The organism is Lysobacter sp. Root916 (assembly GCF_001429785.1).
Classification (GTDB): Bacteria; Pseudomonadota; Gammaproteobacteria; order Xanthomonadales; family Xanthomonadaceae; genus Lysobacter.
Genome location: NZ_LMJF01000016.1, coordinates 226,079 through 243,279 on the forward strand (window position 1 = coordinate 226,079; position 17,201 = coordinate 243,279).

The 17,201-nt window shown below is 67.9% G+C and carries 14 protein-coding genes; 7 read left to right on the forward strand and 7 right to left on the reverse strand.

The genetic code is table 11. The annotated features are described in order from the left end of the window. Window positions 1-79: 79 nt before the first annotated feature. Genes ASE35_RS19300 through ASE35_RS19310 form a run of 3 tightly spaced genes read left to right on the forward strand, consistent with a single transcriptional unit; the run spans window position 80 to window position 2,217 of the window. A complete protein-coding gene (locus tag ASE35_RS19300) occupies window positions 80-391 on the forward strand; it encodes an NAD(P) transhydrogenase subunit alpha (RefSeq protein WP_056182038.1) in 312 nt (103 codons plus the stop codon). Continuing rightward, window positions 388-1,821, forward strand: a complete 1,434-nt coding sequence (locus ASE35_RS19305; RefSeq protein ID WP_056182034.1) for an NAD(P)(+) transhydrogenase (Re/Si-specific) subunit beta — start codon at window positions 388-390, stop codon at window positions 1,819-1,821. Before ASE35_RS19300 ends, ASE35_RS19305 begins: the two co-directional genes overlap by 4 nt. Window positions 1,822-1,860: 39 nt before the next feature. Continuing rightward, window positions 1,861-2,217, forward strand: a complete 357-nt coding sequence (locus tag ASE35_RS19310) for a DUF2185 domain-containing protein (protein ID WP_057164823.1) — start codon at window positions 1,861-1,863, stop codon at window positions 2,215-2,217. Between the two features lie 15 nt (window positions 2,218-2,232). Here the strand turns inward: ASE35_RS19310 and ASE35_RS19315 are convergent, their stop codons facing one another. The 5 genes from ASE35_RS19315 to ASE35_RS19335 all read right to left on the reverse strand — a co-directional run bounded on the left by ASE35_RS19315 (window position 2,233) and on the right by ASE35_RS19335 (window position 8,295). After that, window positions 2,233-2,706 carry a DUF1456 family protein gene (locus ASE35_RS19315; RefSeq protein WP_056182027.1) on the reverse strand — a complete coding sequence of 158 codons (474 nt, stop codon included), beginning with the start codon at window positions 2,704-2,706 and terminating at the stop codon, window positions 2,233-2,235. Between the two features lie 162 nt (window positions 2,707-2,868). Further along, on the reverse strand, window positions 2,869-3,408 hold the full coding sequence (locus tag ASE35_RS19320) for a cytochrome P460 family protein (RefSeq protein WP_057164824.1): 540 nt from the start codon (window positions 3,406-3,408) through the stop codon (window positions 2,869-2,871). Then, window positions 3,398-3,922 carry a hypothetical protein gene (locus ASE35_RS19325; RefSeq protein WP_057164825.1) on the reverse strand — a complete coding sequence of 175 codons (525 nt, stop codon included), beginning with the start codon at window positions 3,920-3,922 and terminating at the stop codon, window positions 3,398-3,400. The genes ASE35_RS19320 and ASE35_RS19325 overlap by 11 nt, the downstream gene beginning before the upstream one ends. Window positions 3,923-3,991: 69 nt before the next feature. Beyond that, the gene (locus ASE35_RS19330) at window positions 3,992-4,876 is read right to left on the reverse strand and encodes an AraC family transcriptional regulator (RefSeq protein ID WP_057160697.1); all 885 of its coding nucleotides are present in this window, start codon (window positions 4,874-4,876) and stop codon (window positions 3,992-3,994) included. Between the two features lie 395 nt (window positions 4,877-5,271). After that, the gene (locus ASE35_RS19335) at window positions 5,272-8,295 is read right to left on the reverse strand and encodes a TonB-dependent receptor (RefSeq protein WP_057164826.1); all 3,024 of its coding nucleotides are present in this window, start codon (window positions 8,293-8,295) and stop codon (window positions 5,272-5,274) included. A 243-nt stretch (window positions 8,296-8,538) separates the two neighbouring features. Between ASE35_RS19335 and ASE35_RS19340 the strand changes: the two genes are divergently transcribed. Beyond that, window positions 8,539-9,978, forward strand: a complete 1,440-nt coding sequence (locus tag ASE35_RS19340) for a PLP-dependent aminotransferase family protein (RefSeq protein WP_057164827.1) — start codon at window positions 8,539-8,541, stop codon at window positions 9,976-9,978. 31 nt (window positions 9,979-10,009) lie between these two features. Here the strand turns inward: ASE35_RS19340 and ASE35_RS21395 are convergent, their stop codons facing one another. Next, window positions 10,010-10,843 carry a tetratricopeptide repeat-containing protein gene (locus ASE35_RS21395; protein ID WP_157489577.1) on the reverse strand — a complete coding sequence of 278 codons (834 nt, stop codon included), beginning with the start codon at window positions 10,841-10,843 and terminating at the stop codon, window positions 10,010-10,012. Between the two features lie 61 nt (window positions 10,844-10,904). Continuing rightward, window positions 10,905-11,345 (reverse strand): hypothetical protein, encoded by a 441-nt coding sequence (locus ASE35_RS19350; protein WP_157489578.1) that lies wholly within the window; start codon window positions 11,343-11,345, stop codon window positions 10,905-10,907. Between the two features lie 218 nt (window positions 11,346-11,563). On the opposite strand from ASE35_RS19350, the gene sufT reads away from it, so the two are divergent. The 3 genes from sufT to ASE35_RS19365 all read left to right on the forward strand — a co-directional run bounded on the left by sufT (window position 11,564) and on the right by ASE35_RS19365 (window position 17,161). Then, entirely contained in the window at window positions 11,564-12,115 is a 552-nt protein-coding gene (gene sufT / locus ASE35_RS19355) for a putative Fe-S cluster assembly protein SufT (RefSeq protein ID WP_056182003.1), read from the forward strand. 480 nt (window positions 12,116-12,595) lie between these two features. Further along, a complete protein-coding gene (locus ASE35_RS19360; RefSeq protein WP_082611381.1) occupies window positions 12,596-14,422 on the forward strand; it encodes a S8 family serine peptidase in 1,827 nt (608 codons plus the stop codon). A 633-nt stretch (window positions 14,423-15,055) separates the two neighbouring features. After that, on the forward strand, window positions 15,056-17,161 hold the full coding sequence (locus tag ASE35_RS19365; protein ID WP_082611388.1) for a S8 family serine peptidase: 2,106 nt from the start codon (window positions 15,056-15,058) through the stop codon (window positions 17,159-17,161). Window positions 17,162-17,201: the final 40 nt, after the last annotated feature.

The following is a 17,201-nucleotide window of genomic DNA, read 5'->3' on the forward strand; positions in this document are numbered from 1 at the left end:
TCGCCGTCACGGTTGACAGCGCTGGCGCCGGGTTCATGGAACGTTATGATGCGGGAGACATCGCAAGGGGAAGGCAAAGATGGGCGACGGGTTCGTGGCGCTGTACATCTTCATGCTGGCGGCGATCGCCGGCCACGTGATCATCTCGCGGGTGCCGGTGATCCTGCACACACCGCTGATGTCCGGCTCCAACTTCATCCACGGCATCGTCCTGATCGGCGCGATGGTGGTCCTGGGCCACGCCGATACCACCCTGGAGAAGGCGATCGGCTTCGTCGCCGTGCTGCTGGGCGCGGGTAACGCGGCCGGCGGCTACGTGGTCACCGAGCGCATGCTGGAGATGTTCAAGGCCAGCAAGAAGCCCGACGCCAAGTCCGGGGGCCAGGCATGAGCGCGCAGGTGCTGCTGGCGTCGGCCAGCTATTTCGTCGCCGCCACCCTGTTCCTGCTGGGCCTGCAACGCATGGCCTCGCCGGTGACCGCGCGCAGCGGCATCCGCTGGGCCGGCATGGGCATGGTGATCGCGACCGCGGCCACCTTCCTGCTGCCCGACCTGCATAACCTGGTGTTGATCGTGCTGGCGCTGGCGATCGGCACCGGTCTGGCCTGGATCTCGGGCAAGAAGGTCGCGATCACCGACATGCCGCAGATGGTCGCGCTGTACAACGGCATGGGCGGCGGTTCGGCGGCGGCGATCGGCGCGGTCGAGCTGCTGCGCTTCGCCAGCCTGCAGACCAGCGATCCGCTGCTGGCGCAGCTGCAGTCCGGCCACGTCGACATGCAGCAGCCCACCGTCACCGTGGTGCTGGCGGTGATCGGCGCGGCGATCGGCGCGGTTTCGCTGTCGGGTTCGATCATCGCCTGGGCCAAGCTCGACGGCCGCCTCGACCGGCGCGTGGTGTTCCCGGGCCAGCAGATCTTCAACGCCGCGGTGGCGCTGGCGCTGGTGGCGCTGGGCGCGATCGTGGTGCTGACCTTGAACGTGCCGGCGATCATCGCTTTCTTCGTGGTCGCCCTGGCCCTGGGCGTGTTGATGACGCTGCCGATCGGCGGCGCCGACATGCCGGTGGTGATCTCGCTGTACAACGCCCTGACCGGTCTGGCGGTGGCCTTCGAAGGCTATGTGCTCGGCAACGAGGCCCTGATCATCGCCGGCACCATGGTCGGCGCGGCCGGCATGCTGCTCACGCGCCTGATGGCCAAGGCCATGAACCGGCCGATCACCGGCGTGCTGTTCTCCAACTTCGGCGGCGGCGGCCAGGCCCAGGAAATCAGCGGCAGCCAGAAGCCGATCGAGGCCGGCGATGTGGCCGCGATGATGGCCTTCGCCGAGCGCGTGGTGATCGTGCCCGGCTACGGCCTGGCGGTGGCGCAGGCCCAGCACAAGATCTGGGAGCTGACCCAGAAGCTCACCGAGCGCGGGGTCAAGGTGAAGTTCGCGATCCATCCGGTCGCCGGACGCATGCCGGGCCACATGAACGTGCTGCTGGCCGAGGCGGGCGTGCCCTACGACATGATCGTCGACATGGACGACATCAACCCGGAATTCCCCAACACCGACGTGTCGCTGGTGATCGGCGCCAACGACGTGGTCAATCCGGTGGCCAAGACCGATCCGGCCTCGCCGATCTACGGCATGCCGATCCTGGACGTGGTCAATTCCAAGAACACGGTGGTCATCAAGCGCGGCAAGGGCACCGGCTTCGCCGGCATCGAGAATGCCCTGTTCTACGCCGACAACACCCGCATGCTGTTCGGCGACGGCGCCGAGATGGCCAGCGCGCTGGTGTCGGAGTTGAAGGCGCTGGACGGCGGGCACTAGCCGCCGTTTCCGTCGCACGCTAGGAATGGAGCGCGCGCCATGTGGCCGTTCAAGAAGAAGTCGCCGCCGCCTACGGATGGCGACGCCAAGTTGGCGGCGTTCGCGCCGCTGGTGCTGGCCTCGGACCAGGTGATGGGGCCGCAACGGCTGCCGGTGTGCTACGCCTATCGCTCGAAACCCAACAATCCGCACGACTCGGGTTGGATATTCCAAAGCGGTAGCGAAACTCAAGCGTGGCTGGATGCGAATCCGCCGAAGATCTGCCCGATGGAAAGCTTCATCCGCATGGACGAAAGCTTGCTGGACATCGTCCGTGCCGAAGTGGGCAGCGCCTGGGAGCGCGATTCGGCGCAATCGCCGTGGCGGCGCATCGAAGGCTTCCGGCGCCGGGACTGATGCGCGGCGCGCGGATCAGGACGGGCGGCGCACGCGCAGCGTCAGCCCCTTGAGGAAGTTGCGCAGCAGCTGATCGCCGCAGGCGCGGTAGTTCTTGTGATCGGGCTGGCGGAACAGCGCGCTCAGTTCCGGCTTGGAGACCGGGAAGCCGGCGTCGGCGAAGGCCTGGTGCATGTCGACGTCCTTGAGCTCGAAGGCCACGCGCAGCTTCTTCAGCACCAGGTTGTTGCTGACGCGTTTTTCGAACGGGCGCGGCGGCAGGCTCTCGTCGCGGCCGCGGTAGTGATAGACCAGTCCGTCCAGGAAGCGCGCGAGCACCGCGTCGCTGCATTCGGCGTAGCCCTCGTCCTCGTCCTTCTTGAGGAAGGCCTGGACCTGCGCCTTGTCGAGCGCGAAATCCGGGTCCGCCTGCTGGACCAGTTCCACGACCTTGTTGTCGCTGAGGTCGAGCATGTAGCGGATGCTGCGCAATACGTCGTTGGTGATCATCGCCTGTCCTGCCTGGGCGGGCCGGTCGTACCGGTTCCGCGAAGCGGCGATTTTCGCACGCGCGCGCGTACGGGCGCGTCGCTATCGGTCGGCAACGCCCGCACGGGCCTCAGGAAGCGGCAGCCGTCCCTGGCCGCCGTCGGGGAAGGCGAGGGGCAGGCCTCAGTCCTGGAGCTCGCTGAAAACGTAACCCTGGGCCTTGCGGTGCTCGTGGCAGGCCGCGCAGCCGGCGCGCTGGGGCTGGCTGAGGCGATCCTGGGATGCGCCGGCCGCGAACTCGGCATAGCCCCAGCCGCCGGTGGCGGCGTAGCGGCGCGCGTCTTTGACCATCACATCGACGTGGCGGCGCGGGCCCTGGTCGATGCTGCCGTCGGGCGTGGTGCGGGTTTCGAACAGGTCGTAGGCCAGCACCGAGCCGTCGGCGAACTCGCCCTTGCGGTAGCCGGCCAGCGCGGTTTCGTTGGCGTAGATGTGGTGCAGGCCGCCGTAGCTGGCGAAGGCGGGGTGGCCGGCGGGGATCAGGCCGCTTTTGACATGGGTCCAGCGCGTATAGCCCTGCGGAAGGCCGATCGGCGCCTGCGCTTCGGGTTCGGGCGCGGCGTGGCCGGCCGGCATCGCCAGCATCGAGGCGAACGCGCCGACGCAGGCCAGGGCGGCGGCGATCGCCAGGCGCGGGCGCAGGGTCGGGGTCTCAGCGCGCATCGGCGGCGTAGCCCGAGTGGTGCGCGCGATCGCCGGCGCCGAAGCCGCGGCGCAGGATCAGCGCGATCGGCAAGCCGACCAGCACGGCGTGGGCGACGATGCTGCACCCGATCCACAAAGCGCCGCCGCCACCGCCGCCGCCGGGCACCGCCGACAGCGGCACCACCACGTAGGTCATCAGGGCGTACAGCAGCAGGCCGTAGAGCAGGCCGTAGCGCACGGGGTGCGCGATCAGCGCCGGCCAGCGCCGCGCGACCAGGGCGTAGGCCGCGGCCATGCCGGTGGCGATCACGTAGTGCAGGAACAGCCCCAGCGCGGCCGCGCCGTTGCCGCCCGCGAAGGCGTCCTTGCCGAGCACGCCGGCGGCGATGCTCTGGCCGATGCGCTGCGGCGGCACGCCCTTCAGGCCCCAGAAGCTGGTCGCGTAGGCGATGTCCAGGGTGCCGGCGACCAGGCCCGCGGCGAGGACGTAGAGCAGCAGGGTGCGGGCGGTGGGGAAGGCGGAGCGGGGCATGCGGTGGTCCTCGTCGGTGCGGTAGGGGCGGTACGGGGCTGGCGATGCGAAGCGGGGGGCTACGCCGGGTCAGGCCGCCTGCGATTGCGCGCATTCGAGCCGGCGCGCTTCGGTCGCGGTCAGGCCGAAGGAGTGCTTGAAGGCGCGGCAGAACGCGCTCTGGCTTTCGAAGCCCAGGGCCTCGGTGATCTCGCACACCGGCATGCGGGTTTCGCGGACCATGCGCCAGGCGCGGTCCGAGCGTAGGCGCGCGGCGTACTCGGTCGGGGTCTCGTCGAACACGTCGCGATAGATCCGGATCAGGTGGCAGGGCGAGTAGCTGGCGCTGCGCGCGAGTCGCGCCAGGTCCAGGCGCGCATCGGGGTGGCGGCGGATCAGGTGCTGCACGCGCAGCAGCCGCAGCAGGGTCTGCTGGCGCCGGCGCAGGGTGCGCCCGCTGCAGCGCTGCAGGCGCTGGTGCAGATCGCGCTGCTGGTCGACCAGCGCCGCGCACAGCGCTTCCAGCAGCGGCTCGATATCGACCTCGACGTCGCGCGTGCGGCGCGCCAGGCGCACGGTCAGGCGGCGCAGGTCGCGGCCGGCCGGGCCTTCCCAGGGAAACAGGTCCGCGCCGCCGGCGTCGCCGCCGACCTCGTCGCCGTGCTGGTTGCGCAGGTAGCGCGCCCAGGCCGCGTGCGAGCCGGCCAGAGCCAGCCAACCGCAGGGCTGGCGCGCGCTGCAGCGCAGCGGGCCTTCGCGCCAGACCTGGGCGTGGCCGGCGTCGATCTCCCACGCGCTGTCCTGGGCCTCGCAGCGCAGGCGGCCCGACAACGGCAGGCAGAACGAAATCCATTGCCCGGGCAGCTCCACCTGCGCGCCGCGCGCGGAGGCGCGGATCAGGTGCAGTTCGTCGCCGCCGCGGGCGCTGAGATCGAGATTCTCGGCGAATCGTAGGGGGTGATAGCGCAGGTTCACGGGGGGCTCTCGCGATTCGATGGCGCGTCCGGCGCCGTTGTGTCCACCCTACCCAGCGTCGCGCGCGGACTGGAGGACCAATTGTTTCGAATGCGATGGAGCCAATCGGGCCCGCGTGCGTGGGTCCGAAAAAAGAGCCCGGGAAGATCCCGGGCATGCCTGCGGACGGTGGGTGCGCTGTGCCGTGGTTTCCTGCGTGCCGGACGAGCGTCGACCTTGCTTCGGAGAGAGAGATGAGGCACCGCTGACGCCGCAAATATTGGTCCGGTCACCGCGTCGACGCTGTTCCGCGCGCGCAGGCCAGAATCGACGCGCGTAGGCGTTCGGCTATGCACAAGACGCGAAAAAAAGCGGCCCCTCGCGGGGCCGCCTGAGTTACGCATCGATTACGCGGATCAGAACTTCTGGGTGTAGCGGAAGTAGATGAAGCGCCCCGGCACCTCGTAGGCCGAGTCGAAGCTGTTGGCGAAGGCCTGCGCCGAGAACGGCGGATTCTTGTCGAAGACGTTGTTCACGCCGATGGTGACCTTGGAATTCCAGGGCGTGTTCCAGTACACGCTGGCGTCGTGGTAGGTGGTGGCGCCGATCTTGTTCTCGGCCTCGGCTACCGCCTGCAGGGCGTCGCCGCCGGCCGGGCCGTCCCAGACGCCGTTGTTGTTGAGGTCCACCGGCACCGAGATCATGCGGTCCGGGTCGCTGCACAGGTCGTTGAAGCCGTTGTCGACCAGCACCTGGCAGCGTTCGTCCTGATGCGAGAAGTAGCGCAGGTTCCAGGTCGCGCCGAAATCGCCCTTCTCCCAACGCACCATCAGATTGGAACGGATGCGCCAGCTGTTGCTGCCGGTGATGTATTCGCCGGGTTCGTTGGCGGCCTCGTCGATCGGCCAGTCCTCGATGCGCTGGCCGATCCGCGGCACGCCTTCCAGACGTTCGCCGAACACGCCGTCGTCGTCGAAATCCACCTCGGCCTTGGCCACGTAGCTGCTGTCCCAGTTGAAGCTGAAGCGGCCCCAGCGGGTCTCGGGCAACTTGTAGTTCACGGTCAGGTCGTAGCCCTGGGTTCGCAGGCCGCCGATGTTGGTCGGTTGCGAGAGCAGGTTGGAGATCGCGCCGCCGGGCGCGCGGGTGTAATTGCAGAAGCGCTGCACGTTGCCGACGATGCACTCGTCGAGGATGAACTGGCCGGTCGGCGCGACCAGGGCGTTGTCGATGTCGATCTTCCACCAGTCCAGGGTCACGTCGAAGCCTTCCAGCCAGGACGGGCTGTAGACGAAGCCCAGGGTGGTGGATTCGCTGCTCTCCGGCTCCAGCAACGGGTTGCCGCTGACGTTGATGCGGATCTGCGGATTGCCCTGGTCGTAGCCGCCGTTGGGCACGCCCTGGCCGATGCAGCGCGCCTGCGCGGCGGCCGAAAGGTTGGGGAAGCGCGACAGGTCGCAGGGGTCGCTGATGGTCGGGAAGGCGTCGGCGGTGCCGGCGAACAGTTCGACGATGGCCGGGGCGCGGAAGCCTTCGGACCAGTTGCCGCGGATCATCAGGTCGTCGAACGGCTTCCAGCGGAAACCGAACTTGCTGTTGAGGGTGTCGCCGACGTTGCTGTAGTCCGAATAGCGCGTGGCGATCGAGAAATCCAGCAGCTTGGCGAACGGCATGTCGGCCAGCACCGGTACCGCCAGTTCCAGGTAGGCCTCGTCCAGCGAATAGCCGCCGGAGATCGGCGCGGCCGCGTTGCCGGTGGTGTTGCCGGAGGCGATCAGCGCATCGGGCTGGAAGTAGCCGCTTTCGGCCCGGTGTTCCAGGCCGAACGAGAACGCCAGCGGGCCGGCCGGCAGATCGAACAGGTCGCCGCCGATATTGGCGTAGTAGGTCTTCTGCTTGAAGCCGACCGAGTCGTGGGCGACGAAGCTGGAGTAGGCCAGCATCTCGGGCGTGATCGAGCCGGCCGCGCCGAGCAGGTTCAAGGGCACGCAGCCCAGGATGATCGAGGTCGGATCGCCGGGGTTGCTCACGCAGATCGGCCGGCCGGTGGTGGAGCGTCCGGCGACGGTGTCGATCATCGACGGGCCCAGCGCGTTGCGCAGCGCGAGCAGGTTGAACAGGCCGTCGGTGACGGTGTTCTGCTTGTTCTCGCCGTAGTAGTAGCCGGCTTCCCAGTCGTAGGGCTTGTCGGCGAAGTTCAGCGTGCCCTCGAAGCCGAGATTGGCCGCGAAGGTGTCGATGTCCTGACGGAACGAGCGACCGCCGGTCTCGACCGCGCGGCGCTGAATGCGCGAGACGGTGGTGCCGAACGGGTTGTACATGCTGTCCGGGCTGATGGTGACGGTCTTGGGCTGCAGGCCCGCGCCCGGGCCGCTGCCCAGCACGATCGGCATGGCCGCCAGCAACTGCTCCGAGCGGCGGTTGTTGTAGGTCATGGTGGTGCGGAAACGCAGGTTCTCGCTGATGTCGAGCGAGCCGGAGGCGAACACCGAACGCCGCTCCTGCGGCGTGAGCAGGTAGTTGTCGGGGGCGAAGTTGTAGACGTCGTTGCCGGTGCGGTTGCGCCAGTTCGCGCCGGATTGGCCGTCGTTGTAGGTGAACTGGCCCACCGAACCGTCGGGACGGGTCTCGGCCACCGAGCAGGTGCCGAAGATCGGGTCGAAGGTGCCGTTGCACAGCGCGAAGCGGCCGTTGGGCACGGTCGAGCTGCCGAAGAAATTGCCGGTGCCGGCGACCGGCTCCTTGGAGATCTTGCGGTCGCCGGCCAGCACCGGCTCTTCCTTGACGTAGGCCAGGCCGAACATCGCGGTCCAGCGGTCGGACGCGGCGCCGATGGTGAAATCGACCGCTTCGCGGAATCCGTCGCCATCGGAGTAGGTGCCGACATAGGCGTTGGCTTCGGCGCCTTCGTAGTTCTGGCGCAGGATCACGTTGACCACACCGGCGATCGCGTCCGAACCGTAGATGGTCGAGGCGCCGTCCTTCAGCACTTCGATGCGTTCGACCGCGGCGGTCGGGATGGTGTTCAGATCGACCACGCCGCCCAGGCCGGCGCCGCCGACCCAGCGCCGCCCGTTAACCAGCACCAGGGTGCGGTTGGGGCCCAGGTTGCGCAGGTCGACCTGGGTCTGGCCGTCGCCGCCGTTGTTGACGGTGCTGTTGGGGGCGGAACCGTTGGCGGTGATGTTCTGGATCACGTCGCCGACCGAGGTCAGGCCCTGCGAGCTGATGTCGTCGCGGCTGAGGGTGAAGATCGGCTGCGAGGTTTCGATGTCGGTGCGCTTGATGCGCGAACCGGTCACTTCGATGCGATCCAGCGTGGTGGGCTGGGATTCTTCCGCCGCCTGGGCGTGCGCCACGATCGGCAGCGCCGCGGTGGACGCCGCGGCGGTGGCGAACAGCGCTCGTCGGATGGCATGACTGAGGGTGTGCGAGGGCATTGCGTAACTCCGCTGGGTTAGGGCCATGCGTTGGCCGGCTCAGTGAAATTACGAATCCTTAACGATCGGAGTTGCGCGGGCGGCGACTGAAAAGCTATGCCGGACTCGTGCGGTGACTGCGCGGAAGTGACGATTTGTGTTGACGCGCCCATTGGTCATGTTGTGCCGGCATCCTCCGGCCCGATAGATTGGCCGTCGGGCGGATCGCCTACGTCCGCGCACTGGAGCCTTTCGGAAACCCCCATGCATCTGGAGCTAGACGGCCGCGGCCCGCTGCAGACCCAGCTGGTGCGCGCGCTCAAGGACGCCGTGCTGTCGGGCCGGGTAGCGCAGGGTGTGCGCTTTCCGCCCACGCGCGCGTTGGCCCAGCAATTGGCGGTGTCGCGCAATACCGTGCTGGCCGCCTACGAACAACTGCGCGCCGAAGGCTTCATGCAGGGGCGGGTCGGTTCCGGCAGTTATGTCGCCACCCCGATCACGCCGGCCGCGCCGGTGCCGCGCCCCGCGCAGCGCGGGTTGCCGGAAACCGACTACGTGCGCCGCCTGCGCGCGTGCCACGATCACCCGCGCATGCCCGGGCGCCGCGTCGAGGGCGCGCGCTACAGCTTCCAGTACGGCGTGCCGTTCACCAATCCGCTGCTGACCTCGGCCTGGTCGCGCGCGCTCGCGCATGCGGCGCTGTACACGCCGCCGACCTATCCCACCGCGCACGGCTCGCCGGCGCTGCGCGCCGCCGCCAGCGAATACATCGCCCATCGCCGCGGCGTGATCTGCTCGCCCGAGGACATCATCATCGTCGCCGGCACCCAGCAGGCGATCAGCCTGACCGCGCGCGTGTTGCTGGATCCGGGCGACGCGGCGGTGATCGAGGAGCCGCAGTACTTCGCCTCGCGCGAGGCGCTGTACACGCATGGCGCGCGCCTGGTTCCGGTCGCGATCGATCGCGAAGGCCTGCGCACCGACGATCTGCCGAGCGAGCCGCCGCGCCTGATCTGCGTGACGCCCTCGCACCAGTTCCCGACCGGCGCGCTGATGTCGCTGCCGCGCCGCCTGGCCTTGCTGGACTACGCCAATCGCCACGACTGTTGGATCTTCGAGGACGACTACGACGGCGAGTTCCGCTACGACGCCCAGCCGCACGCGGCGCTGCGTTCGCTGGACGAGTCCGGTCGCGTGGTCTACGTCGGCAGCTTCTCCAAGGTGCTGTTCCCCTCGTTGCGTCTGGGCTACGTGGTGGTGCCGCCGTGCCTGCGCGACGATTTCATCTCGGCCAAGTGGGTCGACGATTTCGGATCGCCGGGCATCGAGCAGGCCGCGCTGGCCCAGTTCATGGCCGACGGCAGTTTCGAGCGCCACCTGCGCCGCACCGGCAAGACCCTGAAGCAGCGCCGCGAAGCCCTGCTCGAAGGCTTGCGCACGCATGGCGGCGAATTCCTCGAGATCGACGACTCGCACGCGGGCATGCACCTGCTGGTGTGGCTGCGCGGCCGCGATGCGGCCCAGGGCGAGGCCTTGATCGCGCATGCGGCCACGCGCGCGCTGGGCCTGTATTCGATCGCGCCGTATTACTTGAACGCGCCGGACCGCGCCGGCCTGCTGATGGGCTTCGGCGCGATGTCGGTGGCGGAGATCGGCGAGGCCACCAAGCTGTTCGGCGAGTGCCTGCGCGAGACCGCGCCCTGAGCCAGCGGGCAGGGCGCGGGACGGGTGCGGTTCAATCCAGGCCGGTGCGCGCGTCGCCGAGATGCTGCAGGCACAGTCGCGCGTAGTCCGCGCGCCACTGCGTCGGCGAGAACGCGTGGCGTTCCTGGAAAGCGGTGGTTTCCGCATGCATCGCGTAGGCGTAGTTGTGCGACAGCCGCAACGCGTGCAGGGCCTGGCCGCGTTCGAAGTAGGCGTCGATGCACGCGCGCAGCACGGCGTAGTCCGGGTTGTGCTTGCTGCCGCCGAACGCGAACGTGAGTTCGGCGCTGGCGCGCACCAGCGGGTCGTCGCGCAAGGCGCTGCCCGCGCCCAGGGTTTGCAGCATGCGTAAGGCGCCGTCGGCCACCCGACCGAACGACCAGTTGGCCAATACGGCGTTCAAGGCCGCCTCGACCGCAGCATCGGTCTGGCCGAGTCTGCGCCGCTGCCCGGCCAGGGCGAACCAATAGACGCTGACGTCGGGCACCGACGCGCAGGCGGCTTCGAGCTCCAGGATCGCGGCGTCCACGCGGCCCGCCGCCATCGCCACGCGAGCACGCGCGTAGCAATGCGGGCCGAAGCCCGGGTCTTCGACCTCGTATTCGCCGCGTTCGCCGTTATTGAGGGCTAGCCATTCGACGAACCGGGCGGTGGAGGAGTAGGACGGCTGCAAGGTCCCTTCGTCGTGGTACATCTCGCAGACGATGGGTTCGGCCTGTTCGCGTCCCAGCGGCCAGTAGCAACCGAAGTAGTCGCCGTTGCCCAGCGCCGCGTCCCAGACCGCCATGAAGCCCTGCGCGGGATAGGGGCCGGGCGCGATGTCCCGGTCGGCGGCGACGTGTTCGAACGCGGTCGGTGTTCTCATCGATGGCCCAGGCTCCGGCGGCGGATGCGCTGCGCCGGCGTCGCGGACGAGTCCAGTCTGCTCAGCGCGAGGCGAAGAACGCCACCACCAGCCCCAGCGCCAGCCAGGCCCAGTCGGCCGGGCCGTTGGCCAGCTGGGTCAGCAGCCAAGCGTGGTGCACGCCCAGCTTGGGCAGCGAGTCCAGCAGGCCGACGCCCAGCGACAGGCCGATCTGGGTGGAGGCGATGCTCCAGCTGTAGATCAGCACGATCGCGGCCGTGCCCAGCATGCCCATCGCGGCCCGTCCCCATCCGCGCGGCCAGCCGCCCAGGCGCAGCATCCAGGCCAGGTCGATCGCACCGATCACCGCCATCCAACTGTTCTGGCGCCCGCTGTACAGGCTCAGCAGCAACCACACCGTGGCAAAGCCCAGGGTGCCCAACAGCAGCAGCGACCACGACAAGGTCCACGACAGCGCCGTTCGGGGCGGTGGGGACGCGGCGGCGGGCGGCGCAGGGGTCATCGAGGGCTCGGCGGGCGGGGGAATCCAGCCGCACAGCATAGCCGGCCGCGTGCGCGCAGGCAGTGCCTGAAGTCCGCCTGCCGCCCGGGACGGGCGCGCGGGCGCCGGTTTGGCCACGTCCCGGCGACGCTGCGATCCATCCCGGGGGCCAGGTGCCGCACGAGGCCCTGTTAGACTGCGCGCCTTGTGCCGGAGCGCGGCACCCCAATCTTTCCGGCATGTACTCCCGTAGCAGCGAACCCGTCCGTTTCGAGCGCGATTGCGCCGTCGTCCTTGTGCCGCAGGGCGAGCAGGTGACCCTGCCCGCCGGTAGCGTCGGCTACATCACCCAGGCCCTGGGCGGCAGCTACACCGTCTTCGTCGAAGGCAACCTGTTCCGGATCTCGGGCAAGGACGCCGACGCGATCGGCAAGGAAGCGCCCGAACCGCTGGAACTGCCGGAAGGCGCCGACGACGAGGCGGTCGAACAATTGGTGTGGAAGCAGCTGCGCACCTGTTTCGACCCCGAAATCCCGATCAACGTGGTCGACCTGGGCCTGGTTTACGAAGCCCTGGTCAAGCCGCGCGACGACGGCCAGCGCACCGTCGAGGTGCGCATGACCCTGACCGCGCCGGGCTGCGGCATGGGCGACATCCTGATCGACGACGTGCGCAGCAAGCTGGAAATGATCCCGACCGTGGCCGAGGCCGACGTCGAGCTGGTGTTCGACCCGCCGTGGGGGCGTCACATGATGTCCGAGGCCGCGCGGCTGGAAACCGGCATGTTCTGAGCAGGCGGCATGCCCCGCAGCGGGTATACCGCTTATGGCCACACTTTCTGTGTACGCCAAAATATCCGATTGAGAAAATGCAGCGGGGTTCACGGTTTGCGCCGGTTGGAACCGTTTTTAGCGCATGGACTCGGCTGGTCCGCCTACCTAGGTTGTTGATCGCGGCCACGCAAACGCAGCGGTCGTGAATCCCGTTGTGCCTACGCGTCCAGCACGCTGTGCGACGCGCAGGCATGACGGTTACCTGCCGCGAAACGCGGCCTTCGAAACAACCGGGTGTAAAGAACGTAGCTGCCGTGAAGGCGCTGCCGGCATCCGCCTTGGAGGCGGATCCGTAGCGTGCTGCTGTCCGGTGCAAGGCCAATGCCCGCTGCGATGCGGCGCATCGGCGCGCGTGGAGCGGGACGCCGCTCGTCGCACACGCACCGTCGGCGCAATTCGCCGCTGCGGATCGGGCCCGCTCACTACAAGGACATGTGAATGAATCGTCGTATCTTGTCGGTAACCATCGGTGCCTCGCTCGTATGCGCCGCGCTTCCGGGGTTGGCCGCGGAATTGTTGACGGTCGACAGGCCGGTCGAAGGCCGTTACATCGTCGTGCTGAAGGAGCCGGTCGCCGGCTCGTCGGCGCGCAGCGCCACCGGCGTGACCATGGCGCAGGTGCCTTCGGTCGCGCGCAGCATGGCCACCCAGCATCGCGCCAAGCTGCTGCGCAGCTACCAGCACGTGCTGCGCGGCTTCGTGGTCGATGCCGACGACGCGGCGCTGGCGCAGCTGTTGAAGGATCCGCGCGTGGCCTATGTCGAAGAGGATGGCGTGGGCTCGATCTATGCCACCCAGAACAACGCGACCTGGGGCATCGATCGCGTCGATCAGCGCAACCTGCCGCTCAGCACCACCTACACCTACGACACCGACGCCACCGGCGTCCACGCCTACATCCTCGACACCGGCGTGCGCGCGGACCACACCGAATTCAGCGGGCGCATGGGCAACGGCTTCTCGGTCAGGCCGGGCGATCCCAGCACCAACGACTGTCATGGTCATGGCACGCATGTGGCCGGTACCGTCGCCGGCATCACCCGGGGCGTGGCCAAGAAGGCCACCGTGCATCCGGTTCGCGTCTTCGACTGCACCGGCAATGCGCTAGTCTCGGAGACTATTGCGGCCATCGACTGGGTGGCGGCCAATCACGTGAAACCCGCGGTGGCCAACATGAGCTTCGGCTACCCCGGTTCCACCGCTATCGATAACTCGATCACCAACCTGATCGACGCCGGTGTGGTGGTCGTGGCTGCGTCGGGCAACAGCAACGACGATGCCTGTACCGGATCGCCGCGACGGGTGCCGCGGGCGCTGACCGTCGCCGCCACCGACCTCAACGACGCGCGTTCGCTTTGGCCTAACGGCCAGGCGCCCGGCTGGGGTAGTTGCGTGGATCTGTTCGCACCCGGCAGCGACATCGTCTCGGCCGGCATCAGCAGCTCGACCTCCACCGCCACCATGAGCGGCACATCGATGGCCACCCCGCACGTGGCCGGCGTCGTCGCGCTGTACCTGTCCACGCACCCCGCGGCCACGCCGGACGAAGTGCACGCGGCGATCATGAACAACGCCACGCCCGGCAAGGTCACGGGCAACCTGCGTGGATCGCCGAACTTCCTGCTGCACAGCCTGTTCTCCGCCGGCCCCGGCAACCAGGCGCCGGTGGCCAACTTCACCTCCTCGGCCAGCGGCCTGACGGTGAGCTTCACCGACACCTCCACCGACAGCGACGGCAGCATCGCCTCGCGCAGCTGGAACTTCGGCGACGGCGGCACATCCACCGCGACCAACCCCAGCCGCACTTACGCCGCGGCCGGTACCTACACGGTCACGCTGACGGTCACGGATAACAGCGGCGCCACCAACACCAAGACCTCCACGGTCACGGTCGGCGGCACCGGTGGCACCCAGACCTACAGCAACACCGCCGACGTCAACATTCCCGACAACAACGCCACCGGCGCTAGCAGCACCATCACGGTGTCGGGCCGCAGCGGCAACGCCCCCAGCACCGCCAAGGTGTCGGTCAATGTGCAGCACGCGTTCCGTGGCGACCTGATCGTCGATCTGATCGCGCCGGACGGCAGCGTCTACAACCTGTTCAACCGTCCCAATACCACCGACAGCACCGACCACGTGATCATCACCGACCGCGTAGTCAACCTGAGCAGCGAGCCGCTCAACGGTGCCTGGAAGCTGCGCGTGGCCGACCGCGCTCAGTTCGACACGGGTTACATCAACAGCTGGAGCGTCACGTTCTGATCGGCGCCTAGATCCGAGCGGTGCGCTTGGTTTCGAAACCCCGGCTCAGGCCGGGGTTTCGTTTTTTGAGCCTGCGGGCGTCGGTTGTCCAGAACCTGGGCGTCGTGGCGGGCATCCCGGTCTGGGCGATGCCGGTCTGGGCCTGGAGTCGGCTTGGGCGTTCGCCGCGCCATCTCGCAGCGGCGTTTTTCCGTATCAGAAAATTACGATGGACCCTCACGGCGGCTCCGAAGCGCGTTTCGGAGCCGCTTTCGGCTATCCGCGGCCAGTCCCGGAAACTCGCCGAAGGTAGGGTATTTGCAGGAGAAATCGTTGCGTGACGGCGGTCCGTCGATGCGCCGGCCACCCTCGATTTTCGTTTCCTGGCCCATCGCTACGCACGAAGTGTGACTTCTTTGAGTAGCAAAAAATTTCAATTTACGAAAATGTGACGATCGCCACATTTACGGCCGCAATTCGTCCTGGTCGCCAGGCGTTTCCCTCAGATCCGGCTCGTAGCTTGGCCCACGGCCCTGGCATCTCGATGCCTCCGCCATGGTCCAGCCCGCGAGCGATGCAGGTTTCCGCTCCTGGTTCGGACCGCCATAGCCGCCTAGCGGCCCATTGCGTTTCACATCTGGGGATATGAAAACGATGTCGAATACCAACAGCAAACTGCGCGTACACGTACTGGCGGCCGCGACGGCCGTTGCGCTGGCCGCATTGGCCGCGCCCGCCTTCGCCGGCCAAGCCTATGTCGCCGACCTCAAGGCCGACGGCCAGTACGGTCGTTTCATGATCAAGTACAAGAACAGCAGCGCGCCGACCACCAGCACCGCCGCGCTCGCTTCCTCTTTGAACACTGCGGCATCGCGCACCCTGATGCCGGCCGGCTCCAAGGGCAAGCGCGTGGGTCTGAAGCATCTGCGCCGCATGGCGCTTGGCGCCGATGTCATCACCAGCGACACCACGTTGAACGGCGATGAAGCCGCTGCGCTGATCCGCCAGCTCGCCGCCGACCCGAACGTGGAGTGGGTGCAGTCCGACTTCGTCGTGCACGCGTTGGCGGTGCCGAACGATCCGCTGTACTCCAGCCAATGGCACTACGCCGACAATGCCGCCGGTATCCGCGCTCCGGTGGCCTGGAACACCAGCACCGGCACGGGCGTGGTGGTGGCCGTGATCGACAGCGGCATCCTGCCGCATGATGATCTGGACGCCAATATCCTGCCGGGCTACGACATGATCAGCTCGACCACGGGGCTGGGATTCGCCAGCTGCGGAAGCACCAGCACCTGCGGCGCATCCGAGGACGGCAACGGTCGCGATTCAGACCCTAACGATGCCTCCAATGTCGTGCACGGCACGCATGTGGCCGGCACTGTCGCCGCCGTGGCCAACAATAACCGCGGCTTGGTCGGCGTGGCTTACAACGCCAAGGTGGTTCCGATTCGGGTGTTGGGCAAGGATGGCAGTGGCGGTGGTTCGGACATCATCGATGCCATCACCTGGGCCTCCGGCGGCACCGTGTCGGGTGTGCCGGCCAATGCCAACCCCGCTGAAGTGATCAATCTGTCCCTGGGCGGCACGCGCGCCTGCGGCCCGGCCGAGCAGGCCGCCATCAACGCCGCGGTGGCCCGCGGCTCGGTGATAATCGCCGCCGCGGGCAACTTCAACAACGACGTCGCCAACAACGCGCCGGCCAGCTGCAACAACGTGATCAGCGTTGCGGCCAGCGATCCCGGCGGTCGCCGCAGCTATTACTCGAGTTACGGCGCCAGCATCGACGTGACCGCGCCGGGCGGCGAAGTTTGCTCGCCGTCGACGGAACATTTGCCGCTTGGGCAGAGCCCTAGGGGCGCATGCGTCCAGCCGGTCGTCGTCAACTCCGCCAATGCGGTGTGGTCGACGATCGAGGGCAACGGCTACGCCGGCGGCGAATGGCAGGGCACGTCCATGGCGGCACCGCATGTGGCCGGTGTGGCTGCGCTGATTCAGGCGGCCTCCGCAACGCCGAAGACCCCGGCGCAGATCGAGCAGATCCTGGAAAGCACGGCGCGTCCGATCGCGGCGGCGAACTGCCCGGGCGGTTGCGGCGCGGGCCTGATCGACGCGGCGGCGGCCGTGGCCGCGGTCGGCGGCGGCACGCCGGGCAACCAAGCGCCGGTGGCCAACTTCACCTCCTCGGCCAGCGGCCTGACGGTGAGCTTCACCGACACCTCTACCGACAGCGACGGCAGCATCGCTTCGCGCAGCTGGAGCTTCGGCGACGGCACCAACTCGACCTCGGCCAATCCCAGCAAGACCTACTCGGCGGCCGGTACCTACACGGTCAGCCTGACGGTCACCGATAACGGCGGCGCCACCCATACCAAGACCAGCTCGGTCACGGTGTCGTCCTCGTCCAGCAACGTGCGCCAGACCTACACCAACAGCGGCGACTACACCATCGTCGATAACGGTGCGGCGGTGGAAAGCCCGATCACGGTGTCCGGCCGTACCGGCAACGCGCCGTCGGATACTTCGCTGGCGGTGAACATCGTGCACACCTACCGCGGCGATCTGATCGTGGACCTGATCGCACCGGATGGTTCGTCCTACAACCTCGCCAATCGCGCCGGCAGTTCCGGTGGCATCAACAAGACCATCACCGTGAGCAACCTGACCAGCGAAGCGCTCAACGGCACCTGGAAGCTGCGGGTGCGCGATGCGGCCGCGAACGACGTGGGTTACATCAACAGCTGGAGCATCACGTTCTGATCCTTGCCGCATGAGTCCGGCAGCGCACGTCCCGGCCTTG

What these genes read in the sequence shown, in the direction of transcription:
- ASE35_RS19300 (WP_056182038.1), top strand. Translation starts at nt 80, where the DNA reads ATGGGCGACGGGTTCGTGGCGCTGTACATCTTCATGCTGGCGGCGATC.
- ASE35_RS19305 (WP_056182034.1), top strand. Translation starts at nt 388, where the DNA reads ATGAGCGCGCAGGTGCTGCTGGCGTCGGCCAGCTATTTCGTCGCCGCC.
- ASE35_RS19310 (WP_057164823.1), top strand. Translation starts at nt 1,861, where the DNA reads ATGTGGCCGTTCAAGAAGAAGTCGCCGCCGCCTACGGATGGCGACGCC.
- ASE35_RS19315 (WP_056182027.1), bottom strand. Translation starts at nt 2,706, where the DNA reads ATGATCACCAACGACGTATTGCGCAGCATCCGCTACATGCTCGACCTC.
- ASE35_RS19320 (WP_057164824.1), bottom strand. Translation starts at nt 3,408, where the DNA reads ATGCGCGCTGAGACCCCGACCCTGCGCCCGCGCCTGGCGATCGCCGCC.
- ASE35_RS19325 (WP_057164825.1), bottom strand. Translation starts at nt 3,922, where the DNA reads ATGCCCCGCTCCGCCTTCCCCACCGCCCGCACCCTGCTGCTCTACGTC.
- ASE35_RS19335 (WP_057164826.1), bottom strand. Translation starts at nt 8,295, where the DNA reads ATGCCCTCGCACACCCTCAGTCATGCCATCCGACGAGCGCTGTTCGCC.
- ASE35_RS19340 (WP_057164827.1), top strand. Translation starts at nt 8,539, where the DNA reads ATGCATCTGGAGCTAGACGGCCGCGGCCCGCTGCAGACCCAGCTGGTG.
- ASE35_RS21395 (WP_157489577.1), bottom strand. Translation starts at nt 10,843, where the DNA reads ATGAGAACACCGACCGCGTTCGAACACGTCGCCGCCGACCGGGACATC.
- ASE35_RS19350 (WP_157489578.1), bottom strand. Translation starts at nt 11,345, where the DNA reads ATGACCCCTGCGCCGCCCGCCGCCGCGTCCCCACCGCCCCGAACGGCG.
- sufT (WP_056182003.1), top strand. Translation starts at nt 11,564, where the DNA reads ATGTACTCCCGTAGCAGCGAACCCGTCCGTTTCGAGCGCGATTGCGCC.
- ASE35_RS19360 (WP_082611381.1), top strand. Translation starts at nt 12,596, where the DNA reads ATGAATCGTCGTATCTTGTCGGTAACCATCGGTGCCTCGCTCGTATGC.
- ASE35_RS19365 (WP_082611388.1), top strand. Translation starts at nt 15,056, where the DNA reads ATGTCGAATACCAACAGCAAACTGCGCGTACACGTACTGGCGGCCGCG.